At 58.5% G+C, this 24,167-nt stretch carries 23 protein-coding genes; 7 read left to right on the plus strand and 16 right to left on the minus strand.

Annotated features, from left to right (window positions below):
- Positions 1–163 precede the first annotated feature (163 nt).
- The 4 genes from SPL01S_RS20440 to sdhC are packed head-to-tail and all read right to left on the minus strand — an operon-like array spanning position 164 to position 3,394.
- Entirely contained in the window at positions 164–880 is a 717-nt protein-coding gene (locus SPL01S_RS20440) for a succinate dehydrogenase iron-sulfur subunit (protein WP_063202493.1), read from the minus strand.
- Between the two features lie 16 nt (positions 881–896).
- Positions 897–2,663, minus strand: a complete 1,767-nt coding sequence (gene sdhA / locus SPL01S_RS20445) for a succinate dehydrogenase flavoprotein subunit (RefSeq protein ID WP_062869946.1) — start codon at positions 2,661–2,663, stop codon at positions 897–899.
- Positions 2,664–3,011 (minus strand): succinate dehydrogenase membrane anchor subunit, encoded by a 348-nt coding sequence (gene sdhD, locus SPL01S_RS20450; RefSeq protein WP_004949748.1) that lies wholly within the window; start codon positions 3,009–3,011, stop codon positions 2,664–2,666.
- A complete protein-coding gene (gene sdhC / locus SPL01S_RS20455) occupies positions 3,005–3,394 on the minus strand; it encodes a succinate dehydrogenase cytochrome b556 subunit (protein WP_004949747.1) in 390 nt (129 codons plus the stop codon). Before sdhC ends, sdhD begins: the two co-directional genes overlap by 7 nt.
- Positions 3,395–4,129: 735 nt before the next feature.
- On the opposite strand from sdhC, the gene SPL01S_RS20460 reads away from it, so the two are divergent.
- Positions 4,130–5,422: a citrate synthase gene (locus SPL01S_RS20460; protein ID WP_004949745.1), complete on the plus strand. Its 1,293-nt coding sequence runs from the start codon at positions 4,130–4,132 to the stop codon at positions 5,420–5,422.
- A 60-nt stretch (positions 5,423–5,482) separates the two neighbouring features.
- Here SPL01S_RS20460 and nei read toward each other — a convergent pair whose 3' ends face one another.
- The 12 genes from nei to SPL01S_RS20520 form a co-directional block, all read right to left on the minus strand.
- Entirely contained in the window at positions 5,483–6,274 is a 792-nt protein-coding gene (gene nei, locus SPL01S_RS20465) for an endonuclease VIII (protein WP_063202496.1), read from the minus strand.
- 56 nt (positions 6,275–6,330) lie between these two features.
- Complete coding sequence (pcp, locus tag SPL01S_RS20470) at positions 6,331–6,975, minus strand: pyroglutamyl-peptidase I (RefSeq protein WP_004949741.1); 645 nt, start codon at positions 6,973–6,975, stop codon at positions 6,331–6,333.
- 8 nt (positions 6,976–6,983) lie between these two features.
- Positions 6,984–8,003, minus strand: a complete 1,020-nt coding sequence (locus SPL01S_RS20475; RefSeq protein WP_063202499.1) for a DUF979 domain-containing protein — start codon at positions 8,001–8,003, stop codon at positions 6,984–6,986.
- A complete protein-coding gene (locus tag SPL01S_RS20480) occupies positions 8,000–8,731 on the minus strand; it encodes a DUF969 domain-containing protein (protein WP_063202501.1) in 732 nt (243 codons plus the stop codon). The genes SPL01S_RS20475 and SPL01S_RS20480 overlap by 4 nt, the downstream gene beginning before the upstream one ends.
- 55 nt (positions 8,732–8,786) lie before the next feature.
- Positions 8,787–9,524, minus strand: coding sequence for a 5-oxoprolinase subunit PxpA (pxpA, locus tag SPL01S_RS20485; RefSeq protein ID WP_063202503.1), 738 nt, complete (start codon positions 9,522–9,524; stop codon positions 8,787–8,789).
- Positions 9,514–10,446 carry a 5-oxoprolinase subunit PxpC gene (pxpC, locus tag SPL01S_RS20490; RefSeq protein ID WP_063202505.1) on the minus strand — a complete coding sequence of 311 codons (933 nt, stop codon included), beginning with the start codon at positions 10,444–10,446 and terminating at the stop codon, positions 9,514–9,516. The genes pxpA and pxpC overlap by 11 nt, the downstream gene beginning before the upstream one ends.
- A complete protein-coding gene (pxpB, locus tag SPL01S_RS20495) occupies positions 10,440–11,102 on the minus strand; it encodes a 5-oxoprolinase subunit PxpB (protein ID WP_174523969.1) in 663 nt (220 codons plus the stop codon). The genes pxpC and pxpB overlap by 7 nt, the downstream gene beginning before the upstream one ends.
- A gap of 152 nt (positions 11,103–11,254) precedes the next feature.
- The gene (locus tag SPL01S_RS20500) at positions 11,255–11,998 is read right to left on the minus strand and encodes a type 2 GTP cyclohydrolase I (RefSeq protein WP_063202507.1); all 744 of its coding nucleotides are present in this window, start codon (positions 11,996–11,998) and stop codon (positions 11,255–11,257) included.
- A 17-nt stretch (positions 11,999–12,015) separates the two neighbouring features.
- Positions 12,016–12,996, minus strand: coding sequence for an MBL fold metallo-hydrolase (locus SPL01S_RS20505; protein ID WP_062869937.1), 981 nt, complete (start codon positions 12,994–12,996; stop codon positions 12,016–12,018).
- Between the two features lie 22 nt (positions 12,997–13,018).
- The gene (gene phrB / locus SPL01S_RS20510; protein WP_063202509.1) at positions 13,019–14,449 is read right to left on the minus strand and encodes a deoxyribodipyrimidine photo-lyase; all 1,431 of its coding nucleotides are present in this window, start codon (positions 14,447–14,449) and stop codon (positions 13,019–13,021) included.
- Positions 14,450–14,464: 15 nt separating this feature from the next.
- Complete coding sequence (locus SPL01S_RS20515) at positions 14,465–15,421, minus strand: YbgA family protein (protein WP_063202512.1); 957 nt, start codon at positions 15,419–15,421, stop codon at positions 14,465–14,467.
- Positions 15,422–15,564: 143 nt separating this feature from the next.
- Entirely contained in the window at positions 15,565–15,771 is a 207-nt protein-coding gene (locus tag SPL01S_RS20520) for a YbfA family protein (protein ID WP_004949720.1), read from the minus strand.
- 444 nt (positions 15,772–16,215) lie between these two features.
- Between SPL01S_RS20520 and SPL01S_RS20525 the strand changes: the two genes are divergently transcribed.
- The 6 genes from SPL01S_RS20525 (at position 16,216) to kdpE (ending at position 24,154) form a co-directional block, all read left to right on the plus strand.
- Complete coding sequence (locus SPL01S_RS20525) at positions 16,216–16,305, plus strand: K(+)-transporting ATPase subunit F (protein ID WP_004949718.1); 90 nt, start codon at positions 16,216–16,218, stop codon at positions 16,303–16,305.
- Positions 16,305–17,993, plus strand: a complete 1,689-nt coding sequence (gene kdpA / locus SPL01S_RS20530; protein WP_063202514.1) for a potassium-transporting ATPase subunit KdpA — start codon at positions 16,305–16,307, stop codon at positions 17,991–17,993. The genes SPL01S_RS20525 and kdpA overlap by 1 nt, the downstream gene beginning before the upstream one ends.
- A 27-nt stretch (positions 17,994–18,020) precedes the next feature.
- Positions 18,021–20,090, plus strand: coding sequence for a potassium-transporting ATPase subunit KdpB (gene kdpB, locus SPL01S_RS20535; RefSeq protein ID WP_063202516.1), 2,070 nt, complete (start codon positions 18,021–18,023; stop codon positions 20,088–20,090).
- A gap of 19 nt (positions 20,091–20,109) precedes the next feature.
- Positions 20,110–20,679: a potassium-transporting ATPase subunit KdpC gene (gene kdpC / locus SPL01S_RS20540; RefSeq protein WP_062869932.1), complete on the plus strand. Its 570-nt coding sequence runs from the start codon at positions 20,110–20,112 to the stop codon at positions 20,677–20,679.
- A gap of 73 nt (positions 20,680–20,752) precedes the next feature.
- Positions 20,753–23,446 carry a two-component system sensor histidine kinase KdpD gene (kdpD, locus tag SPL01S_RS20545; protein WP_063202518.1) on the plus strand — a complete coding sequence of 898 codons (2,694 nt, stop codon included), beginning with the start codon at positions 20,753–20,755 and terminating at the stop codon, positions 23,444–23,446.
- A gap of 18 nt (positions 23,447–23,464) precedes the next feature.
- Positions 23,465–24,154, plus strand: coding sequence for a two-component system response regulator KdpE (gene kdpE / locus SPL01S_RS20550; protein ID WP_063202521.1), 690 nt, complete (start codon positions 23,465–23,467; stop codon positions 24,152–24,154).
- The last annotated feature ends 13 nt before the right edge of the window (positions 24,155–24,167 follow it).

Genomic DNA, 24,167 nt, shown 5'->3' on the forward strand with positions numbered 1-24,167 from the left:
GGCCTGATACGTTTTGTTATGGACCTTGCGGTCCCTTACAAGGAACCTCTAAAAACCGGCGGACGAACCAGGCTGCATAGCGCCGCAGCCGCGGGTCAGTTTTTAGAGGCTCCCTCCTTTGCGATGTGCGCCGGAACCAGCCCGGCGCAGCATCTCATTGCGCTTATGCGCCGCGTTGCAGCAGCATGGACTTGATATGACCGATCGCACGCGTCGGGTTCAAGCCTTTAGGGCATACACTGACACAATTCATAATGCTATGGCAGCGGAAAACACTGAAAGCGTCGTCCAGATCGTCTAAACGTTCTTGTGTTTCCGTGTCACGGCTGTCGATCAGGAAGCGGTACGCCGCCAACAGGCCAGCAGGCCCTACGAACTTGTCAGGATTCCACCAGAACGATGGGCAAGACGTCGAACAACAGGCGCACAGGATGCATTCATACAGACCATCCAGTTTAGCCCGTTGTTCCGGCGATTGCAGGTGTTCGCGCGCCGGAGGATTCTTGCCGTCGTTCTGCAGGTAAGGCTTGATCTTTTCATACTGGGTATAGAACTGGCCCATATCAACCACCAGATCCCGCACCACCGGCAAACCCGGCAGAGGACGGATCACAATCTTGTTGTTGCCTTTGCGCAACGCCGAGATGGGGGTGATGCATGCCAGGCCGTTCTTGCCGTTCATGTTCAGGCCATCGGAACCGCACACGCCTTCACGGCACGAACGGCGGAACGACAGGGTCGGATCTTTCTCTTTCAACTGGATTAACGCATCCAGCAGCATCATGTCCCGGCCGTCTTCCGCTTCCAGGGTGTAATCCTGCATATGCGGAGCATCATCAACATCCGGGTTATAGCGATATATTGAGAATTCGAGTTTCATCAATCGATCTCCGCGATCAGTAGGAACGCACTTTCGGTGGGAATGCCGGGCGCAGCTTCGGTTGCATGTTCACTTCACGACGCGTCATGCTTTCCGATTGCGGCTGATACAGCGAATGGCACAGCCAGTTGGCGTCATCGCGATCCGGGAAGTCGAAGCGGCTGTGCGCCCCGCGGCTCTCGGTACGGAAGTTGGCCGACACGGCGGTGGAAAACGCAGTCTCCATCAGGTTATCCAACTCCAGGCATTCGATGCGCTGGGTGTTGAATTCGCTGGAGGTATCGTCCAGGCGTGCGTTCTTCAGACGTTCACGGATCTCTTTCAACTCTTCCAGCCCTTTCGCCATGGCATCACCTTCACGGAATACCGAGAAGTTGTGCTGCATACAGGCTTGCAGCGCCTTGCGAATTTCAACCGGATCTTCACCCGAACGGGTGTTGTTCCAGCGGTTCAGGCGCTCCAGCGACGCATCCACATCCGATTCGCTGGCGTCACGGCTCTCGCCCTGCTCCGCCAGAGATTCCTGTAAATGCATACCGGCAGCACGACCGAATACCACCAGATCCAGCAGCGAGTTGCCACCCAGGCGGTTGGCGCCGTGTACCGATACGCAGGCGATTTCGCCCACGGCAAACAGACCCGGGATCACCACATCTTCGCCTTTCTCGTTCACGGTCAGTGCCTGGCCGGTCACCTTGGTCGGTATGCCGCCCATCATGTAGTGACAGGTCGGGATCACCGGGATCGGCTCTTTTACCGGATCAACGTGTGCGAAAGTGCGCGACAGTTCCAGAATGCCCGGCAGACGGGATTCCAGTACCTCTTTACCCAGGTGATCCAGCTTCAGCTTGACGTGTGGCCCCCACGGACCGTCACAGCCGCGGCCTTCGCGGATTTCAATCATGATCGAACGGGCAACGACATCACGGCCCGCCAGGTCTTTGGCGTTCGGCGCATAGCGCTCCATGAAACGCTCGCCGTGTTTGTTCAGCAGGTAACCGCCTTCACCACGGCAACCTTCGGTCACCAATACCCCAGCACCGGCGATGCCGGTCGGGTGGAACTGCCACATTTCCATGTCTTGCACCGGCACGCCGGCGCGCAACGCCATGCCGACACCGTCACCGGTGTTGATATGCGCGTTGGTGGTGGACTGGTAAATACGGCCTGCACCGCCGGTCGCCAGTACGGTAGCTTTGGCTTTGAAGTACACCACTTCACCGGTTTCGATACAGATAGCCGTGGTGCCCACCACCGCGCCATCCTGGTTTTTCACCAGATCCAGCGCATACCACTCGGAGAAAATGGTGGTGTGGTTTTTCAGATTCTGTTGATACAGGGTGTGCAACAGGGCGTGACCGGTACGGTCCGCCGCCGCCGCGGTGCGTGCCGCCTGCTCGCCACCAAAGTTCAGTGACTGGCCGCCGAACGGACGCTGATAGATGCGGCCTTCATCGGTACGGGAGAACGGCAGCCCCATGTGTTCCAGCTCCAGAACCGCTTCCGGGCCGGTTTTACACATATATTCGATGGCGTCCTGGTCACCGATGTAATCGGAACCTTTCACCGTGTCATACATATGCCATTCCCAGTTATCTGCGTGGTTATTGCCCAGGGCTACGGTAATGCCGCCCTGTGCAGACACGGTATGGGAACGGGTCGGGAATACTTTGGATATCAGGGCGCACGTGGAGCCCGCTTGAGAAATCTGCAGTGCCGCGCGCATACCTGCGCCACCAGCACCGATAACTACAGCATCAAACTCTCTGACCGGCAGTTTCATTTACACACCCCACACTACGATTGTTCCGTACAGCAAATAGACCAGCAACACGACAACGATTGCCAGTTGCAACACCAGACGCACTGCCAGCGGTTTGACGTAGTCCGTCAACACCTGCCACAAACCGACCCAGGCGTGAACCAAAATCGACAGCAGCGTCAGCAGCGTGAACACTTTCGTAATAGAGGTGGCGAAGAAGCCGCGCCAGATTTCATAGGTGAGATCCGGAGCCGTGACGAAGAAGCCCAGGATATACAGCACGTACAGGGTGATGACGATAGCGGAAGCACGCAGTAACAACCAGTCGTGTACGCCGTTGCGCCCTAATGCAGAAACATTGTTTACCATACGAGGACTCCAGCCAGAACTGACAGCACGACGGTCAGACCGATCGCCACCTGGGCGGAACGGGTACCGGCGGCTAAACTCTCTTCGATATAGCCAAAATCCATTAACAAGTGACGGATGCCACCGCAAATGTGATAGGCCAGCGCCGTGAGGATGCCCCAGAATATGAATTTGACAACGAAGCTATTCATGATGGCAGCAGCCTGCATGAAACCCTCTTGGGAAGAGAGAGACAAGCCCAGCAGCCAGAGGAGGATACCCACGGCAACGAAGGTAATTACGCCAGAGACTCGGTGTAAGATGGACGCTATCGCAGTTACGGGAAACTGAATCGTTTGCAGATCCAGGTTGACAGGTCTTTGTTTTTTCACGTTTTTGCCCACACAGCTCTTATTATTTTCCTTCCTCCGGACCTGGGCGGGGATCAGACAGCGTTAAGAGCCAAAACCCTTACACGTCACACGCTTAAACCTCAACATCCTCTGAGCTTAAACGGTGCGCATTTATAACGCTGGGTGCTCCTACTTCAGGGTAATCCGGAGACCTGGCGGCAGTATAGGAGGATCACATTCTGATTACAATTCCCATACAATCTGTTTGGTAACATTTCCCCCGAACAGTGATTTACATCACGGATTTCACAATTGGCACAAAATTAATTATCTGATTTGACAAGAGATCAACATTTCCATTACATATAGGGGCACAAACGGTCCTATGATGCGCTATAGGTCAGCGGATACACTTCCCCCAGTGTTCAAGATATGCAACAGTGTATTTGGCAGAACCTATCCCAATAGCCGTTTTTGCCGGTCATGTTTGCAACAAATCACCGCAGGTAAAAGCAAATAAGGCAGATAAAACAGCTTATTGGGATAGGTTCATAAAACCCCCGAACACGTCGTAGGTACGATTAACAGAATATAACGAATTCCGATGAATCGTTAACAACTGGTCACCCGCCTCGTTCGCCTGGTTAGCACTCTGTACCCTACCCGCGCAATTGCGCAGTCGCTCACAGAGTTAGCGTCCGCTCCATTTTTTGCGGGCAACCTGCGGAGAATTAAGGTATTTCAGTTGTTAGAGGTTTTTAAAATAAGGCGCTAAGGAGACAGTAAATGACTGATAAGAAAGCGACGCTAACCATTAACGATGGTGAAGCTCCGATCGAACTGGGCGTATTATCCCCGACACTGGGCCCCGATGTCCTCGATGTCCGCGCTCTGGGCTCCAAAGGTTATTTCACATTTGATCCCGGCTTTACTTCTACCGCTTCCTGCGAATCCAAAATCACCTTTATCGACGGTGACAAAGGCGTGCTGCTGCACCGCGGTTTCCCGATCGAACAGCTGGCGAAAGAGTCTTCCTACCTGGAAGTGTGCTACATCCTGCTGTACGGCGAGACCCCGACCGCAGAAGAATTCGAGACCTTCAAAACCACCGTAACCCGTCATACCATGATCCACGACCAGATTACCCATCTGTTCCGTGGCTTCCGTCGTGACTCGCACCCTATGGCGGTGCTGTGCGGCGTGACCGGGGCGCTGGCGGCGTTCTACCACGATGCGCTGGATGTGAACAACGAGCGCCATCGCGAGATCACCGCGTTCCGCCTGCTGTCCAAAATGCCTACCGTGGCGGCGATGTGTTACAAATATTCCCTGGGCCAGCCGTTCGTTTATCCACGTAACGATCTGTCCTACGCCGGCAACTTCCTGCACATGATGTTCGCTACCCCGTGTGAAGAATACGTGGTGAATCCGGTGCTGGAACGCGCAATGGATCGCATCCTGATCCTGCACGCCGACCACGAGCAAAACGCGTCCACTTCTACCGTACGTACCGCAGGTTCTTCGGGCGCTAACCCGTTTGCCTGTATTGCAGCCGGTATCGCCTCCCTGTGGGGGCCGGCGCACGGCGGTGCCAACGAAGCCGCACTGAAGATGCTCGAAGAGATCAAAACCGTTGAACACATCCCAGAGTTCATCAAGCGCGCGAAAGACAAGAACGATTCGTTCCGTCTGATGGGCTTCGGCCACCGCGTGTACAAGAACTACGATCCGCGCGCCACCGTGATGCGCGAAACCTGTCACGAAGTGCTGAAAGAACTGAACAAGAAGGACGACAACCTGTTGGAAGTGGCGATGGAGCTGGAACACATCGCGCTGAACGACCCGTACTTCATCGAGAAGAAACTGTACCCGAACGTCGATTTCTACTCAGGCATCATCCTGAAAGCGATGGGTATCCCTTCTTCCATGTTCACCGTTATTTTTGCCATCGCCCGTACCATCGGCTGGATTGCACACTGGAACGAAATGCATGACGAAGGCATCAAAATTGCCCGTCCGCGTCAGCTGTATACCGGCTATGCCGAACGTGATTTCAAATCCCAGCTGAAAAACAAATAACGCCGCTTTACCCTACATAAAGCAGCACAGCGCCGCCCGATTGGGCGGCGTTTTTTTTTGCTACTTTTGGCAACCGGGGCACCAATAAAACGGCCGTGACGACAGTTGGGTTCTGACAATCATCGCGCCGCAGCGCTCGCAAGGCTCACCGCTGCGGTGGAAAACCTTAAAGCTGAACAGTGCGCCATGATGGCGATTCTCATCCACCTGCCCGCGCGTCTGGTAAGACAGGCGAGGCACCGCCAGCAGAGCCTGCGCCAGCCGCTGCAGCGTTTCCGGCATCAGGTCCTGTGGCCGGTGCTGTGGCGCCAGTTCCGCCTGCCAGAGAATTTCGGCGCGCAGGTAGTTGCCCAACCCGGCAAGAAACCCCTGGTCGAGCAGCATGCCCCCCAATTGTCGGCGGCGAAACGCCGGCGACAGCAGCCGTTGTGCCACCATTGTCACCGTCAGCGACATATCCAGCACATCGGGACCAATGCGTTGCAAAAACGGATGTTGTTCAATCTCTTCGCGCGGGCCCAGGGTGATCTCCGAGGCGCTGTACAATAAAATCGCCTGCTGCGCCGTTTCCAGCCGCACGCGCAAATCACGCTTGGTATCCGGCGATTCTCCCGCTTTTGCCACTTTCCACACGCCATACAGCTGGTTGTGGCTGTACATCGTCAGCCCGTTAGAAAAGTGGGTCAGCAGCGCCTTGCCGCGTGGCTCGATAGCAATGATACGTTCCCCGATTAACCGATCGCGGTAATGTTTAAGCTGGGGAAAAGCGAAGCCCACTTCCGTCAGCGGCTGGTCGATCACCGCCGCAGCCAGCGCATCCGCCGCCCGGCGAATTTCCGGTCCTTCCGGCATATTGCAACTCCTGAATTAGCCGGGCCTCCGCAGCGAGAGGCCCATAGAAAACACGATTAATGCGTCGCGCCGCCAACCACTTTCAGATCGTGCTCCACCTGCAACGCGATGGAGATAGCCAACTCCAGAGCGAACAGCACCGTCTGCGACGCCATGCTGGGTGCGCCAGGGTGGGCGGCAGCCTGCTCCGGCAGATAAGGGATATGAATAAACCCGCCCTTAATCTCTTGCTGGCCGTTTAACCGGTGCAACAGGCCGTACATCACGTGGTTGCAGACATAGGTCCCGGCGGTTTGCGATACCGAAGCGGGTATGCCGGCTTCACGCATCGAGTTGACCATCGCCTTTATCGGCAAGGTGCTGAAATAGGCCGCCGGCCCGGCTTCAAGGATCGGTTCGTCGATCGGCTGCCGGCCCTGATTATCAGGAATGCGCGCATCATCGACGTTGATCGCTACCCGCTCTATAGTGATATCGGTGCGTCCTCCGGCCTGGCCGATGGCCAGTACCATCACCGGCTTTACCTCATCAATCGCCGCGTTCAGCACCTCAAGCGCTACGCCAAACACGCAGGGCAGCTGGCGCGCAATGATGCGCGTGCCAACAAATTCCCTGTCGTTCAGTTGCTTTACCACTTCCCACGAAGGATTAACGCGTTCTCCGCCAAAGGGCTCAAAGCCCGTAATCAATACCTTTTGCATGGGTTCTCCTACAAAAACATCAGGAAATAAAGCAGGAACACGTTCACCAACAGCAACAGCGCCCCGGTCGGCACCTGCGCCTTGATCACCGCATTCTTGTCCGGCAATTCCAGCAACGCCGCCGGCACAATATTAAAGTTAGCAGCCATTGGCGTCATCAGCGTGCCGCAATAACCGGAAAACATGCCGATTGCCGCCATGACCGCCGGATTACCGCCGTGTTGCAGTACCAGGATCGGGATGCCGATACCGGCAGTGACGATCGGGAAGGCGGCGAAAGCGTTGCCCATCACCATGGTCAGCAGAGCCATGCCGATGGCGTAAACCGCCACGGCGATAAAGCGATTGTCGACCGCCAGGTATTCCTGGGTCAGATGGGAAATCGCGGTGCCGACGCCGGCAGCAGTGAACAGCAGCCCCAGCGTGGCCAGAATCTGCGGCAAAATAAACGCCCAGCCGACCGAATCCAACAGACGACGCGCTTCCTGTATCGGCTGCGAAAGGGTTTCACGAGTCATTCGCACCGCAATAATGCCGCCCAGCACCACACCCAGCGCCATCGAGAACAGCGTAATCAACGTGGCGTGATTGCCGCTGCCGAACACCGCCTGCTGCAGAGCCGGAATATTGTTGAACAGCAACACGCCGGCCACCGTCACCACCGGAATAGCCAGCGCAGGAATAAACAGCCGGTTCCCCAACCGTTTGGCACTTTCTTCACGCTGTTGCGGAGTACGTTGATGGTAGCTGCCAAGCCGCATCCCGCCGAAACCGGCGATCAATGCCATCACTATCACCACTACGCCGACGATGATATGCAGCATGCGTTTCTCATTGCTGCCCTCGCCCAACACGTCACCCAGCAGGCTGTAGGTCCAGTCGCCGACCAAAAAGACCAGGCCGTACAGCGCCCAAAACAGCCCGGTGGTGATGCGGCGCGGGTTGGCGCGATCGCGGAACGACATCACCGCCACGATCAACAGCACCACGCCGGCCAGCCAGTAGAGATATTGTTGTTGGAAATTCATTGGGCATCTCCTTTGGCCCGCAGCGCCGCCTGGTTAAGCTGCGCCAACTCGGCGCTGAGTTGTTTGTCCATCCGGTAAAGCCGGAAGGCATGGATCAGGAAAGCGAAAATGGCGGTCGGAATGCCCCATAAAGCGATATGCAACGGCTCGGTCTGGATACCGCCTGACTCCAGCATAAAATTATGCATGAAGATGATCGCACCAAAGGCCACGAAGATGTCCTCGCCAAAGAACAGCCCGACGTTATCGGTGGCGGCAGACATGGCACGCAGGCGATGCCGCGTGCGTTCCGGCAACTCGCCGTAGCGATTTTCGGTTGCCCCTTCCGCCATCGGCGCCAGCAGCGGACGCACCATTTGCGGGTGGCCCCCCAAGCTGGTCAGCCCCATGGCGGCGGTGATTTCACGCACAAACAGATAGACGATCAACAATCGCCCTGCAGTGGCGCTCTTGATCTTGGCGATCCACGCCTGCGCGCGCTCTTTCAGCCCGTGACGTTCCAGCAGACCTATTACCGCCAGCGGCAACAGCAGGATCAGCGGCAGATTCCGGGTATTGAGGAAGCCTTCACCCAGTTTTTCCAGAATGACGTCCAGCGGCATCAACGCCGCCAACCCGGTGATGATGCCGGCGGCAATCACCACCAGCACTGGGTTGAAACGCAAAACAAATCCAACCACGATGGCGACAATGCCAATCAATGGCCAGAGATTAATGGCCTGTTCCATGATCGTCCCTCGGTAGTTTCCAATCGTTTTTTAGAAGTGATGTTGTGTACTGCTCTTAATCTGCGCTGACGCTAATGCCCTCTACGGCGAAACGTTCGCGCAGCGTGCGGGCGAAACTCAACGCATGTTCACCGTCGCCGTGCAAACAGACGGTTTCCGCCTGCACCGCCGCCCAGGTGCCGTCCTGCGTGCGCACCCGATGATGGCGTACCATTTCCAGCGTTTGCTCCAGCGCCAGTTCGTCGCTGGTGATCAGCGCACCCGGCTGACCGCGCGGCACCAGCGTGCCGTCGGCCTGATAACCGCGATCGGCGAACACTTCCTGCCGCGTCGCCAACCCCAGTTTCTCTCCGGCGCGGATAAGCTCGCTGCCCGCCAACCCCACCAGCCGCAGAGCGGGATCGACCGCCGTCACCGCCCGGGCGATGGCCTCCGCCAAAGCCGGTTCAACCGCTGCCTGGTTGTACAACATACCGTGCGGCTTCACATGCACCATCACCCCGCCTTCGGCACGGGCCATCGCCGCCACCGCCCCCAGTTGATACACCACCTGCGCATACACCGTTTCCGGCGGCAGTTGCATGCGGGTACGGCCAAAGTTCTCGCGATCGGGGAAACTGGGGTGCGCGCCTATAGCCACACCATATTGCAGCGCCCAACGGACCGACTGACGCAGGGTTTGTGCATCGCCGGCGTGAAAACCGCAGGCAATATTGGCGGAACTGACCAGTTGCAACAGCGCTTCGTCATTGGCACAGCCTTCGCCGAGATCGGCATTCAGATCAACGAGCATCTAACCCCCAGGCAATTTGTTGGATAAAGCGATCCTGCTCGGCCTTGGCGCGTTGCGCCTCCGCCAGGGTACAGGGAACAAAGTGGATAGCCTCGCCCAGACGGATCTGCGCCAAATGGTAGAGATCGGCCTCGATCACGCAGGCAATGCGCGGGTAACCGCCGGTAGTTTGCGCATCGGCCATCAGCACGATCGGCTGGCCGTTATGCGGCACCTGCACCACGCCCGGCAGCAGGCCGTGCGACAGCATTTCGCGGTCGGTGGTGCGGCCCAGCGCATTGCTGCCGTGCAGGCGATATCCCATGCGGTTACTCTGCGGGCTGAGCTGCCAGGCGGTGCGCCAGAAAGCCTCCTGCGCCTCGGGGCTGAACTCGGCATACTCCGGTCCCGGCAAGGCGCGGATGCGATTATTGAACAACAGTTGCTTAACGCCACAGCTGTTTTGCGGCACGGAAACCGGCTTGCCCAACGGCAGGCTGTCGCCGTCTTTCAGGTTGCGCCCTTCCAGCCCGCCAAAAGCAGCTTTGATATCGGTGCTGCGCGAGCCGAGCATTTCGGGCACGGTGATGCCGCCGGAAATCGCCAAATAGCTGCGCATGCCGCGTTTAGGCATGTTCATGACCAGCTGCTGGCCCGCTTTAACCGGGTAACGCCAGCCGGTCCACAGCGGTTTTTCGTCCAGTTTTGCATCGCAACCTGCCCCGGTCAGCGCGATCCACCCTGACTGGGTGAATTCGGCGCTGAATTGGCCAAGGGTGATTTCCAGCCCGGCATCACCTGGTGAATTCCCCACCAGCAGGTTGGCGATTTTCAACGCCGGCAGGTCAAGCGCACCGCCCTGGCTAACGCCCAGATGGCGGAAACCGCGACGGCCCGCGTCCTGTACCGTGGTGTAAATACCCGCACGCAGGATCTTCAACATACGCCCTCCTTCTGCGGCACGAAGCGCACGTTATCGCCGGGGCGCAGCAGCGTCGGCGGCATGTCATAAGGGTTGAATAACGGCAGCGGCGTGCGTCCAATCAACTGCCAGCCCCCAGGGGTGACCAGCGGATAAATGCCGGTCTGGCTGCCGCCGATACCAATGGAGCCTGCTGCCACCGCCAGACGCGGTTCGGCGCGGCGCGGCGTCGCCAATTTTTCCGGCATGCCGCCCATATAAGAAAAACCCGGCTGAAAGCCAAGGAAATAAACCACATAGGCCGCCGAAGAATGGCATTCCACCACCTGCTGTGGCGTCATGCCGGTGTGGTGCGCCACCTCGTCCAAATCAGGCCCATATTCGCCGCCGTAGATCACCGGAATGTCCACCTGGCGCGATGGCGGCATCAGACTTTCCTCGCTGTCCCAGCCCTGCTGCAACTGTGCCAACATCGCTTCGGCGTCGGCCTGTGGCGTATTGAGCAACAGCGTAAGATTGTTCATTCCCGGCACCACTTCAAGCACATCGGGATGATGATTAAATATTTCGGCCAGCGCCCAGATCCGCTGCTGGCTCGGCAGCGTCATCGGCGGCGACAGTTCAAGCACTATGGCTCTTTCACCCAACAGGTAATAACGCGCTCGTTGTCGTTGCACCTGATTCTCCTTAATTACCGCGATGAAAAACACACCAGTTATGCGTGACGCAGCCCCGGCTGTCAATAGAACGCAACCATTGAAAAAATAAGGAATTAAGGCGCAAAAAGGATCCAGCCGGCGCGCAGGCCGGGCCAGATCCTGAGGAAAAATCAGGCGGGGTTCGGGATATCGATAAAGGTCACGTTAAAACCATGATGCTGCGCCAGCCATTCCCCCAGCGCCTTCACACCGCCGCGCTCGGTGGCGTGGTGACCGGCAGCGAAGAAGTGAACGCCCATTTCCCGTGCAGTGTGGATGGTTTGTTCCGATACCTCGCCGCTGATAAAGGCGTCCACACCGAAACGCGCCGCGCTATCGATGAAACCCTGGCCGCCGCCGGTACACCAGGCCACGCGACGAATGTGCGCCGGCGCGTTATCGCCACAGTGCAGCACTGCACGGCCCAGTCGGCTCTCAATGCGCTGCTGCAACTCAGCGCCGGTCAGCGGTTGTTCAAACTCGCCGTGCGGCACCAGCGGTTCCACTTCACCGATAACGCGAATGCCAAGCAGGTGCGCCAGTTGCGCGTTGTTGCCCAGCACCGGGTGGGCATCCAGCGGCAGATGATAACCGTACAGGTTGATGTCATTGGTCAGCAGCGTTTTCAGCCGATTGCGTTTCATGCCGCGCACCGCCGGCGCTTCGTTTTTCCAGAAATACCCGTGATGCACCAGGATGGCGTCCGCCTGCTGCTCCACCGCCGCATCCAGCAGCGCCTGACAGGCGGTCACGCCGGTGACGATGCGCTTCACGTGAGGCCGCCCTTCTACCTGCAGGCCATTCGGCGCATAGTCCTGAAACGCGACGGTGTTCAGTTCGTTGTTGATCAGATTTTCCAGATCGAGGTTACGCATAATCTTCTCTCTTCAATTCAAAATGTTTGCCGGTCGCCCTGTGCCATCAGGATAAACTTCACGCCCAGATCGTTGCCCTGATCCAACTGCTGTTTAATGGTAGCGCGCACGTCTTCGCCCTGCTTCAGGCTGGGTTTGATGTGGCTGATCACGACCGGGAAATCCTTCAGCGAGCCTTCGCCGCCGCTGTACTGAGCCAGACTTTTCAGCTCTTTCAACAGCCACGCCGGCGTCAGGTGGCCGTACAGGTTTTTATCTTCAACGCCATTGGGGTAAGAGGTTTCAATAATCATCCCCTTCAGCTTTTTCTGTTCAATTAACGGCCCCAGCGCACGCCAGGCGGTATCCAGATTGCGCGACTGCTCGAGCGCATCCGGCCCGGTGTCGCCGAAATAGGCGAAAGATCCGCTGCGATCGGACACCAGCAGCATCGAGGAGGAATAACGATCGTGGCTGAGCGGATACATCACGCCGCTCAGGCCGGTGACGCCCAGGGTAAAGCGCTGCAGTGGCCGCACCGTTTGCAACCGATAGGTACCCAGCCGCGATCCGTTACCGGCGTCGGTGAAGTTTGGCCAAGCCTTCCAGTTAAAGTAATGATTGCGCAAGGTCAGGATGGTATCGGCCTGGGCATAAATATTTTTCTTGCCGTCCTCCGGCGAACCGATAATCAGCCCGGCCACGTGGTCCAGATGACCGTGGCTGATAAAGTAACCACCAATCAGTTGCCGGAACACGTAACCCTGAGGGGTATAAGGCGCCGCCAGTTCGGGGGTCACCTGCGGGAAACTGCCTTTTTCCAGCCCTTTGGCAATGCCCGGCAACAGTGAACCGGCATCGAGCGCCAGGTACTGCGGCTGGTTGTCGCTGCGGATCAGATAGGATGTCAGATTGCCGTCGCTGACACCGCCGTCAACGCCAAGTGCTACCACGTCAAAGCCGGCCAGCGCCAGGGCTGAATAGCCGCTCAGGCACAGGGCCAGCACCTTGTTCATCATTCTTTCGCTCCTTGCTGTTGGCTTAATATTCCCCCCGCTTGGCCGCTTCAAAGGCCGCCAGCGTCTCCAGCCGGGCCTGTTTGTGATCGACAATCGGCAAAGGATAATCCAGCGTGCATTGCTGTTTTTCCGCCCAGAGATGGGGCTGATGAAGAGCATTGTCCGGTACATCCGCCAGCTCGGGCAACCATTTACGGATAAAAGTGCCTTGCGGATCAAAACGTTCGCCCTGGGTGGTCGGGTTAAAGATGCGGAAATACGGCGCGGCGTCGGTGCCGGTTGAGGCCGCCCACTGCCAGCCGCCGTTATTCGCCGCCAGATCGCCGTCCAACAGCTGCGACATGAAATAGCGTTCGCCGGCGCGCCAGTCGATCAGCAAATCTTTCACCAAAAAACTGGCGCTGATCATGCGTAACCTGTTGTGCATCCAGCCGGTTTTATTCAGCTGACGCATGGCGGCATCGACGATCGGGTAGCCGGTCGCACCTTGCTGCCAGGCCAGCAACAGTGCGTCGTTATTCCTCCAACGTACCCTATCCGTCCACTCGATAAAGGGACGGTGCCTGCATAACGCAGGATAGGCCACCATCAGATGCCGATAAAATTCGCGCCAGATCAATTCGTTCAGCCAGCCAAAAGCGCCGCTGTCGCTGTTTTCCAGCACCTGTGGGCATTCGGCGCGCAGGCGGTTAAAGCATTGGCGCGGCGACAGTACGCCAATCGCCAGATACGGCGACAGGCTGCTGGTACCGGCAATAGCGGGAAAGTCGCGTTGTTGCAGGTAATCCTGCACTTGCTCGCGGCAGAAAGCGCGCAGCCGCTGCAGCGCCGCGTCTTCCCCGGCGGGAAAATCTGCCCCCGCCTCAACCTGCGGATAATCGAACGCCGCCGGCGCAGCTGACACCGACAACGCGCCGCCTTCACGACGTTTGGGCGCCGGCAAGGAACGGACGTCGGATTCGGTCAGCCGTTGGATAAAAGCCTTACGGAACGGCGTATAAATTTTGTACATCTCTCCGCCACCGGTTTGTACGCTGCCCGGCGGTAACAGCAGGCTGTCATCGAAGCTTTGGCAAATCACCTGCCCGGATAAACGCCGTTGCGCCTGTTGATCACGCTTTAGTTCATTGATCTCGTACTGGCGGTTATAAAACAGCGCATTCACCCGCTCTTGCGCGCAATACGCCACCAACCAGTCAACAGCGACGGAAAAATCATCGCACTGATGGCAGACCAGCGGGATACCGCGATCCGCCAGCGCCTGCTGAACCTGCAGCAGGTTGGCGTGAATAAATGCCGCCTGACGCGGCGCCATCTCATGCTGTCGCCACTGCCCAGGAGTAGCGATAAACACCGCCAGCACGCGGGCGGCGGGATCGCAACAGGCGGCATGCAGCGCTTTGTTGTCGGTTATACGCAGATCGTTACGTAGCCAGACCAGATGCGTGGCCATAAAACTCCTCGTCGGTTAGTGGCCGTAACGCAGGCGCAACGCTTCGGGATAGGGTTCGAAATAACGTTGTTCGGCCAGATAGCGATCCGGGTATTCGGCCATGTAATGTTTAAGCAGGGTGATCGGCGCCAACAGCGGCTGCATTCCCTGGCGATAGCGGTCGATCAGTTGCGCCAACTCCTGCCGCTGAGCCGAGCTGAGCTGGCGGCGGAAATAACCCTGCACGTGCATCAACACATTGGTGTGATTGCGGCGCGTCGCCTTGTGCGCCAGCAATCTCATCAGGCGGCTGCGGTATTCAATGGCGAATGCCTCGAGCGATTCCCACTTTTCGATATCGGCGACAAAACGGCCCAGTTCGCGGTATTCCGGCTGCGAATGCGCCAGCAGCGAAAGCTTATAACGGCTGTGGAAAGCGATCAGCCCGCCACGGGTCAGCCCCTTGCGCCACAGCATATTCAGTTCATACAGCGCGTAAACCCGCTCGACAAAATTTTCCCGCAGGGTGGCATCATTCAGCCGCCCGTCTTCTTCTACCGGCAGCCAGGGCATCTGGCGCAGCAGTTCGGCCGTGAATAGCCCGACGCCGTTTTTGCGCGACTCTTTTCCGTTTTCGCTGTAAACCCGCACTCGCTCCATACCGCAGCTCGGGGACTTGGCGCAGACGATATAGCCGCACAGATGCCCCAGTTCCGCGACGCGTTGCTCGGAGAACCGCTGCATTTTGTCGGTCACGTCGACGCTGTCGTCGTTGCTGTAGCGCATCGCCGGCGACGGATGTTGTTGTTTGCTCAACCGCAGTGCCGGGCGTGGGGTGGGCAAACCGATCGCCATTTCCGGGCACACCGACTCAAAGCGTACATAGGGCGCCAGTTGATCCACCGCAAAGGCCAGGCGCTTATGCCCGCCATCAAAACGCACCGCGTCGCCCAACAGGCAGGCGCTGATCCCGACCGGAATTTTGTCACTCATGATTTGCTCCCACAGTCCTGGACGATGCTAAAAGTGTAGAGGAATTCACGCGGGGAAACGACAGTTAGCTGCGTAATGAGCGGGCTGCGCCCATAAAAAAACCCCCGCCGCGAGGCGAGGGTTTCAGGGGACTCTGGCTGCGATCAGTAGAAATCGCAGGACGCCAGCTCCGCCTGTTGCAGCCAGACCGGCTTATCGCTGGTTTTAGACCAGACGCGGTGCAGATAGCTGTAAAAACGTGCCCGGTCGCTGCGGAACAGCATAACCGGTAAAGCCAAAGTCCCTGCCAGGATCACTGCGCTGCGGCGCAGGAGAATCCGATGCAATGAATAAGCGTGATAAGTAGACATGCGAACCTCCTCAAAAACGCCTGGCCGTTGATTTTCTGAAAACAGCGCTGGCGTAGACAATGTAAATGCGACAATTTGGTAACTGAACAAAATTTTAGCGCAACTGATGAAAGTTTACTACTCATCCGACCACTAAATTGTACAAAAAATCGCAAAAAAATCCGCCATTCCGTAATTTTGTTACACCAAGGTTAATAACTAACTAACCATTGGTTATATTATGGTTATTTACAGCCTGTTTACGCGTACCGCTTCCCCAGGCAGCGCAGAACACAGGCTGAAACGCGCCACCCGCTCACAAAGCCGCCGTTAAAAAGCCATTTTTCGCTGTAATTTCAGCCATTTTTATACTTTTTTTACACTGCCCAGCGCTATTTTTTCATCTTCTTTTTACCGCCCTCCCTACACTCGCAGTATCAAAAACTACACCTCTGGAGGTGTCCTGTGAGTATCAGCGTTATTGGTGGTGCGCTGTTGGTTCTGCTGCTGTTGGGCTATCTGGTTTATGCCCTGTTCAACGCGGAGGATTTCTGATGGCAGCTTCAGCCTTTTTACTGATTGCCAGCTTCCTGCTGGTGCTTGTGCTGCTGGCCCGGCCTTTAGGCAGCTTTTTGGCACGCCTGATCGAAGGCGAACCGCTGCCCGCCCTGCGCCAGGTGGAAGCCACCGTCTGGCGCTGCTGTGGCAATGACACCGCCGAGATGAACTGGTGGCAATACGCGCTGGCGATCCTGTGGTTCAACCTGCTTGGCCTGGCGTTGCTGTTCGCTCTGCTGATGACTCAAGGTTCGCTGCCGCTTAACCCGCAGGGTTTCCCTGGTCTGTCGTGGGATCTGGCGTTCAATACCGCAGTCAGCTTTGTCACCAATACCAACTGGCAGGCCTACAGCGGAGAAAGCACCCTCAGTTACCTCAGCCAGATGGCCGGGCTGGCAGTGCAAAACTTCTTGTCCGCCGCCACCGGCATCGCAGTGGCCTTTGCGCTGATCCGTGCCTTCACTCGCCGTTCCAGCGCCACCATAGGTAACGCCTGGCTCGATATTTTCCGTGTGACGCTGTACGTACTGCTGCCGATTTCGCTGCTGATCGCGCTGTTCTTCGTCAGCCAGGGCACGCTGCAAAACTTCCTGCCTTACCTGCATACCACTACGCTGGAAGGCGCACAGCAGACGCTGCCGATGGGGCCGGTGGCCTCGCAGGAAGCGATCAAGATGCTAGGCACCAACGGCGGCGGCTTCTTCGGCGCCAACTCGGCTCACCCGTTCGAGAACCCGACCGTACTGACCAACTTTGTGCAGATGCTGGCGATCTTCCTGATCCCGTGCGCATTGTGCTTCGCCTTCGGTCAGGTTGCCGGTGAGAACCGCCAGGGTCACGCGCTGATCTGGGCGATGGCGCTGATCTTCGTGGTGGCGGTGATCGTGGTGATGTCCGCTGAACTGACAGGCAACCCGCATCTGGGTGAATTGGGCAGCGCCAGCAACATCAATATGGAAGGCAAGGAATCACGCTTTGGCATTCTCGCCACCAGCCTGTTCTCGGTGGTGACCACTGCAGCCTCCTGCGGTGCGGTCAACGCGATGCACGACTCCTTCACCGCGTTGGGCGGTATGGTGCCGATGTGGCTGATGCAGATTGGCGAGGTGGTGTTCGGCGGCGTGGGTTCCGGCCTGTACGGCATGCTGTTGTTCGTGCTGCTGACGGTGTTTATCGCCGGGCTGATGATCGGCCGTACGCCGGAGTACCTGGGCAAAAAGATCGACGTCTATGACATGAAAATGACCGCGCTGGCGATCCTGGTCACGCCGACCCTGGTGTTGCTGGGCACGGCGCTGGCCATCGCAACCGACGCAGGCCGCGCCGGCATCCTTAACCCGGGCGCGCATGGCTTCAGCGAAGTGCTGTATGCCCTGTCCTCTGCCGCCAACAACAACGGCAGCGCCTTTGCCGGCTTGAGCGTCAACACGCCGTTCTACAACCTGCTGCTGGCTTTTGCCATGTTCGTCGGCCGCTTCGGGGTGATCTTGCCGGTGCTGGCGATTGCCGGTTCGCTGTGCGCGAAAAAACGCCAGCCTGCTGGCAACGGCACCCTGCCGACCTACGGACCGCTGTTTATCGGCTTGCTGATCGGCACCGTGCTGCTGGTAGGCGCATTAACCTTCGTACCGGCGTTGGCGCTGGGACCGGTAGCCGAGCACCTGCAGCTCTGGTTGGCAAACTAACAGACGTCATAGAGAGAGAATAAAGAAATGACTCGCAAACAACGCGCACTGTTTGAACCGGCATTGGTCCGTACCGCGCTGATCGATGCGGTGAAAAAACTGGACCCGCGCACCCAATGGCGTAACCCGGTCATGTTCGTGGTGTACATCGGCAGCATTTTGACCACCGTCATCTGGCTGGCGATCCTGGCGAAACAGACCGACGGCAGCGCCGCCTTTACCGGCAGCATCGCCCTGTGGCTGTGGTTCACCGTGCTGTTCGCCAACTTTGCCGAAGCGCTGGCCGAGGGGCGTAGCAAGGCGCAGGCAGAAAGCCTGAGGGGCACCAAGAAAACCAGTTGGGCGAAGAAACTGGCCGGGCCAAGTCGCGAGGGCGCTACCGAGAAAGTGTCCGCCGAGAGCCTGCGCAAGGGTGACGTGGTGCTGGTGGAAGCCGGCGATACCATCCCTTGTGACGGTGAGGTGCTGGAAGGCGGCGCGTCAGTAGATGAAAGCGCCATTACCGGTGAGTCTGCGCCGGTGATCCGCGAATCCGGCGGTGACTTCTCGTCAGTGACCGGCGGCACCCGCGTGCTGTCCGACTGGCTGGTGGTGCAGTGCAGCGTCAACCCGGGCGAAACCTTCCTCGATCGGATGATCGCCATGGTGGAAGGCGCCAAACGGCGTAAAACCCCGAACGAGGTAGCGCTGACCATTCTGCTGGTGGCGCTGACCATCGTGTTCGTGCTGGCGACCGCTACGCTGTTCCCGTTCTCGCAATACAGCGTGGATGCCGCCAAAGGCGGGTCAGTCGTCAGCATCACCGTGCTGGTGGCGCTGCTGGTCTGCCTGATCCCAACGACTATCGGTGGCCTGTTGTCTGCCATCGGCGTGGCAGGGATGAGCCGGATGCTGGGCGCTAACGTCATCGCCACAAGCGGCCGTGCGGTGGAAGCGGCCGGCGACGTCGACGTGCTGCTGCTGGACAAAACCGGCACCATCACGCTGGGCAACCGTCAGGCCTCCGAGTTTCTGCCTGCACCTGGCGTGAAGGAACAGGATCTGGCCGATGCGGCGCAGTTGTCTTCCCTGGCCGATGAAACGCCGGAAGGCCGCAGCATTGTGGTGCTGGCCAAACAGCGCTTTAACCTGCGCGAACGCGACCTGCAGGCACTGAACGCCACTTTCGTGCCCTTCTCCGCCCAGACGCGCATGAGCGGCGTCAACGTGCAGGACCGCATGATCCGTAAAGGGGCGGTGGATGCCATTCGCCGCCATGTGGAATCCAATCAGGGCCACTTCCCGCAGGCGGTAGACGATCTGGTGGCTAGCGTCGCACGCACCGGCGGTACGCCGCTGGTGGTGGCCGAAGGGCCACGGGTGTTGGGCGTGGTGGCGCTGAAAGATATCGTCAAGGGCGGTATTAAAGAGCGCTTCGCCGAGCTGCGTAAAATGGGCATCAAAACGGTGATGATCACCGGCGATAACCCCTTGACCGCTGCGGCGATCGCTGCCGAAGCCGGTGTGGATGACTTCCTGTCGGAAGCCACGCCGGAAGCCAAACTGGCGCTGATCCGCCAGTACCAGGCGGAAGGCCGGCTGGTGGCGATGACCGGCGACGGCACCAACGATGCCCCGGCGCTGGCGCAGGCCGACGTGGCGGTGGCAATGAACTCGGGCACCCAGGCCGCCAAAGAGGCGGGCAACATGGTCGATCTGGACTCCAACCCGACCAAACTGATTGAAGTGGTGCATATCGGTAAACAGATGCTGATGACGCGCGGTTCGCTGACCACCTTCAGTATCGCCAACGACGTGGCGAAGTATTTCGCCATTATCCCGGCGGCGTTCGCAGCAACCTATCCGCAGTTGAACGCACTGAATGTGATGCACCTGCACTCCCCCGCTTCCGCCATTATGTCGGCGGTCATTTTCAACGCCCTGGTGATCGTGTTCCTGATCCCGCTGGCGCTAAAAGGGGTGAGCTATAAGCCAATGAGCGCCGCAGCGCTGCTGCGCCGCAACCTGTGGATGTACGGTGTGGGTGGCCTACTGGTGCCCTTTGTCGGCATCAAGCTGATCGATCTGGTCCTGGTCGCCTTGCATATCGCCGGTTAAGAATTAAGAGGAAATGAACATGTCATATTTACGTCCTTCGCTGGTGATGCTGATTCTGCTGACGTTGATTACCGGCATTGCCTATCCGCTGTTGACCACCGGGCTGTCGCAGTTGCTGTTTTCCGGCGCGGCCAACGGCTCGCTGTTGTATCAGGGCGACAAGGTGGTGGGATCGGCACTGATCGGCCAAAACTTTACCAAACCGGAGTATTTCTGGGGTCGCCCTTCAGCCACCGGTGATTCAGCCTATAATGCCATGGCGTCCGCCGGCAGCAATCTGGCCGCCACCAACCCGGCGCTGGATAAAGCCATCGCCGAACGTGCGGCACAGTTACGTCAGGCCAATCCGGCGGCGAAAGGCCCGATCCCGGTCGATCTGCTGACCGCCTCCGGCAGCGGGCTGGATCCTCAGATTTCCATCGCTGCGGCGCAATATCAACTGGCCAGGGTTGCCGCAGCGCGCCAACTGCCGCAGGAGCAAATCGCCAAGCTGATTGACGAAAACACCGATCAGGCAACCCCCAACTTTATGGGTGAATCGGTGGTTAACGTGCTGAAACTGAACCTGGCGCTCGACGCATTGCGGTAATACGCCGCATTCAGCATAGTGAGAGGGTTCGGCTTGCCGAACCCATTTTTGCTTTGTTACGCAAGGAATTGTAATGGTCGAAGAAGAACAGCAGCGCCCCGATCCTGACAGCCTGCTCGCGGTAGCCAATGAAAAACCGCGCGGCCGGCTGAAGGTGTTCTTCGGCGCCTGTGCCGGGGTGGGTAAAACTTACGCCATGCTGCAAGAAGCGCAGCGCCTGCGCGGCCAGGGGCTGGACGTGCTGGTTGGCGTAGTCGAAACCCACGGCCGTAGCGAAACCGCCGCGCTGTTGACCGGGCTGGACGTGCTGGCGAAAAAGCGTATCCAGTATCGCGGCAGGCTGGTGCAGGAGTTTGATCTCGATGCCGCGCTGGCGCGCCATCCTGCGCTGGTGCTGATGGACGAACTGGCGCACAGCAACGCCCAGGGTTCGCGTCACCCGAAACGCTGGCAGGATGTAGAAGAGTTGCTGGACGCCGGTATCGACGTGCTCACCACCGTGAACGTGCAGCATCTGGAGAGCCTGAACGACGTGGTCGGCGGCGTAACCGGGGTGCGAGTACGCGAGACCGTGCCCGATCACGTATTCGACGAAGCGACCGAAGTGGTGCTGGTCGATCTGCCGCCGGACGATCTGCGCCAGCGGCTAAATGAAGGCAAGGTGTATATCCCCGGCCAGGCCGAACGCGCCATCGAGCACTTCTTCCGCAAGGGCAACCTGATCGCCCTGCGCGAGCTGGCGCTGCGCCGCACCGCCGATCGGGTCGATGACCAAATGCGCGCCTTTCGCGATACCCAGGGCCGAGAAAAAGTGTGGCACACCCGCGACAGCATTTTGCTGTGCGTCGGCCACAACAGCGGCAACGAAAAGCTGGTGCGCATCGCCGCCCGGCTGGCGGCGCGTCTGGGCTGCCACTGGCATGCGGTGTATGTGGAAACGCCGAAGCTGCACCGGCTGCCGGAAAACCGACGCAGGGCGATCCTGCGGGCATTGCGACTGGCGCAGGAGCTGGGTGCAGAAACCGCCACCCTGTCCGATCCTTCCGAAGAACGTGCGGTGCTGCGCTACGCCCGCGAGCATAACCTGGGCAAAATCATTATCGGCCGGCGTGGCGAACAGCGCTGGAAACTGCGCGGCAGCTTCGCCGATCGTCTTGGCCGCCTGGGGCCGGATCTCGATTTGGTGATTGTCGCACTGGAAAACGACAGCTTCCCGCCGCCCGGCAAAGAGCACGACAACCGTAACTTCACCGAAAAGTGGCGTATGCAATTGCGCGGCTGTGCCGTCGCCGTAGCTTTGTGCGCCCTGATTACCCTGCTCTCCCAGTGGCTGCTGCCGGGCTTTGACCAGGCTAACCTGGTGATGGTGTATCTGCTCGGCGTGGCGATCGTCGCGTTGTTCTTCGGCCGCTGGCCGTCTGTGCTGGCCGCAGTGATCAACGTCGCCAGTTTCGATCTGTTTTTCGTTCAACCCCAATGGTCGTTTGCCGTCAGCGATATGCAGTATCTGCTGACCTTCGGCGTTATGTTGATCGTCGGCATTACCATAGGTAACCTGACCGCCGGGGTGCGTTACCAGGCTCGCGTCGCCCGCTACCGCGAACAGCGTGCCCGCCACCTGTATGAGATTTCACGCGGTCTGAGCCAGGCGCTGACCCCCGAAGATATCGCCAAAACCAGCCGCCATTTCCTCTCCAGCAGCTTCCAGGCCAAAACCGTGCTGCTGCTGCCGCAGGAGGATGGCAAGCTGCAACAGATGGTCGGCGAGGCCGGCGGGCTGTTGTCGGTGGATGAGGCGATTGCCCGCTGGAGCTTTGACAAAGGCATGCCGGCTGGTGCCGGCACCGACACCCTGCCCGGCGTGCCTTATCAACTGCTGCCGTTAACCACCTCGAAGCAAACCTTCGGCCTGCTGGCTATCGAACCCAATAACCTGCGCCAACTGATGGTGCCGGAACAACAGCGGTTGCTGCAAACCTTTACGGTGCTGATCGCCAGTGCGCTGGAGCGGTTGCACCTGGCGCGCAGCGCCCAGGAAGCCAAGCTGGACGCCGAGCGCGAACAATTGCGCAACTCTCTGTTGGCGGCGCTGTCCCACGATTTACGCACCCCGCTGACGGTGCTGTTCGGTCAGGCGGAAATTCTGACGCTCGATCTGGCGGCCGAAGGCTCCAGTCATGCGCCGCAGGCCAGCCAGATCCGCCAGCAGGTGCTAAGCACCACCCGGTTGGTGAATAACCTGCTGGATATGGCGCGCATTCAGTCCGGCGGCTTTAACCTGCGAAAAGAGTGGCAATCGCTGGAGGAGATCGTCGGCGCATCGTTGCATATGCTGGAGCCGCTGCTGACCCAACACCAGATCAAGGTCGAGCTGCCGCCTGAGCTGGTGCTGGTCAATTGCGACGGCAGCCTGCTGGAACGTGTCTTCACTAACCTGTTGGAAAACGCCAATAAATACGCCGGCATCGATGCTATTATCGGCATTCGCGCCCATACTCTGCCGGAGTGGCTGGAAGTCGAAGTCTGGGACAATGGCCCCGGCATTCCCGAAGGGAAAAAACAGCTGATTTTCGATAAATTCGCCCGCGGCAATAAAGAGTCGGCAATCCCCGGCGTGGGGTTGGGGTTAGCGATTTGCCGTGCCATTATTGAAGTGCACGGCGGCCGCATCTGGGCGGAAAACGGCGCCAACGGCGGCGCCAGTTTCCGTTTTGTTCTTCCGCTGGAGAAACCGCCCGAAATTGATGGCGAATCCTTTGATCTGTAATCACCCCCTGGGAGCACTGTGAGCAGCACGCCAACCAATATTCTGATTGTCGAAGATGAAAAAGAGATCCGGCGTTTCGTGCGCATCGCATTGGAAAGCGAAGGTCTGCGGGTGTTTGAAAGCGAGACGCTACAGCGTGGGCTGATTGAAGCCGGCACGCGTAAACCGGATCTGATTATTCTCGATTTAGGGTTGCCGGACGGCGACGGGTTGAGCTATATCCGCGATCTGCGTCAGTGGAGCGCCATTCCGGTGATCGTTCTCTCGGCGCGCAATGCCGAAGAGGACAAAATCGCCGCACTGGACGCCGGGGCGGACGACTATCTCAGCAAGCCCTTTGGCATCGGCGAATTGCTGGCGCGGGTGCGGGTTGCCTTGCGCCGCCACTCCGGCAGCCAACAAGAAAGCGCGCTGGTCAGTTTTTCCGAAATCACCGTCGATCTGATCAACCGCCGGGTGCTGCGCAATGGCGAAGATCTGCACCTGACGCCAATAGAGTTTCGCCTGCTGGCCGAATTGCTGGCCAACTCCGGCAAAGTGATCACCCAACGTCAGTTGCTGAGCCACGTTTGGGGGCCGAACTACGTCGAACACAGCCACTATCTGCGCATTTATATGGGGCACCTGCGGCAAAAGCTGGAAGCCGACCCGGCCCGGCCGAAACACCTGCTGACCGAAACCGGCGTCGGGTACCGGTTTATGCCTTGAGGTTGACGGGGGC

This window comes from Serratia plymuthica NBRC 102599 (genome assembly GCF_001590925.1).
GTDB lineage: Bacteria > Pseudomonadota > Gammaproteobacteria > Enterobacterales > Enterobacteriaceae > Serratia > Serratia plymuthica.

What these genes read in the sequence shown, in the direction of transcription:
- pxpC (WP_063202505.1), bottom strand. Translation starts at nt 10,446, where the DNA reads ATGTTGAAGATCCTGCGTGCGGGTATTTACACCACGGTACAGGACGCG.
- kdpA (WP_063202514.1), top strand. Translation starts at nt 16,305, where the DNA reads ATGGCAGCTTCAGCCTTTTTACTGATTGCCAGCTTCCTGCTGGTGCTT.
- SPL01S_RS20460 (WP_004949745.1), top strand. Translation starts at nt 4,130, where the DNA reads ATGACTGATAAGAAAGCGACGCTAACCATTAACGATGGTGAAGCTCCG.
- kdpC (WP_062869932.1), top strand. Translation starts at nt 20,110, where the DNA reads ATGTCATATTTACGTCCTTCGCTGGTGATGCTGATTCTGCTGACGTTG.
- nei (WP_063202496.1), bottom strand. Translation starts at nt 6,274, where the DNA reads ATGCCGGAAGGACCGGAAATTCGCCGGGCGGCGGATGCGCTGGCTGCG.
- SPL01S_RS20480 (WP_063202501.1), bottom strand. Translation starts at nt 8,731, where the DNA reads ATGGAACAGGCCATTAATCTCTGGCCATTGATTGGCATTGTCGCCATC.
- SPL01S_RS20505 (WP_062869937.1), bottom strand. Translation starts at nt 12,996, where the DNA reads ATGATGAACAAGGTGCTGGCCCTGTGCCTGAGCGGCTATTCAGCCCTG.
- SPL01S_RS20515 (WP_063202512.1), bottom strand. Translation starts at nt 15,421, where the DNA reads ATGAGTGACAAAATTCCGGTCGGGATCAGCGCCTGCCTGTTGGGCGAC.
- kdpD (WP_063202518.1), top strand. Translation starts at nt 20,753, where the DNA reads ATGGTCGAAGAAGAACAGCAGCGCCCCGATCCTGACAGCCTGCTCGCG.
- SPL01S_RS20520 (WP_004949720.1), bottom strand. Translation starts at nt 15,771, where the DNA reads ATGTCTACTTATCACGCTTATTCATTGCATCGGATTCTCCTGCGCCGC.
- sdhD (WP_004949748.1), bottom strand. Translation starts at nt 3,011, where the DNA reads ATGGTAAACAATGTTTCTGCATTAGGGCGCAACGGCGTACACGACTGG.
- phrB (WP_063202509.1), bottom strand. Translation starts at nt 14,449, where the DNA reads ATGGCCACGCATCTGGTCTGGCTACGTAACGATCTGCGTATAACCGAC.
- pxpA (WP_063202503.1), bottom strand. Translation starts at nt 9,524, where the DNA reads ATGCTCGTTGATCTGAATGCCGATCTCGGCGAAGGCTGTGCCAATGAC.
- sdhA (WP_062869946.1), bottom strand. Translation starts at nt 2,663, where the DNA reads ATGAAACTGCCGGTCAGAGAGTTTGATGCTGTAGTTATCGGTGCTGGT.
- SPL01S_RS20440 (WP_063202493.1), bottom strand. Translation starts at nt 880, where the DNA reads ATGAAACTCGAATTCTCAATATATCGCTATAACCCGGATGTTGATGAT.
- pcp (WP_004949741.1), bottom strand. Translation starts at nt 6,975, where the DNA reads ATGCAAAAGGTATTGATTACGGGCTTTGAGCCCTTTGGCGGAGAACGC.
- kdpB (WP_063202516.1), top strand. Translation starts at nt 18,021, where the DNA reads ATGACTCGCAAACAACGCGCACTGTTTGAACCGGCATTGGTCCGTACC.
- SPL01S_RS20475 (WP_063202499.1), bottom strand. Translation starts at nt 8,003, where the DNA reads ATGAATTTCCAACAACAATATCTCTACTGGCTGGCCGGCGTGGTGCTG.
- SPL01S_RS20500 (WP_063202507.1), bottom strand. Translation starts at nt 11,998, where the DNA reads ATGCGTAACCTCGATCTGGAAAATCTGATCAACAACGAACTGAACACC.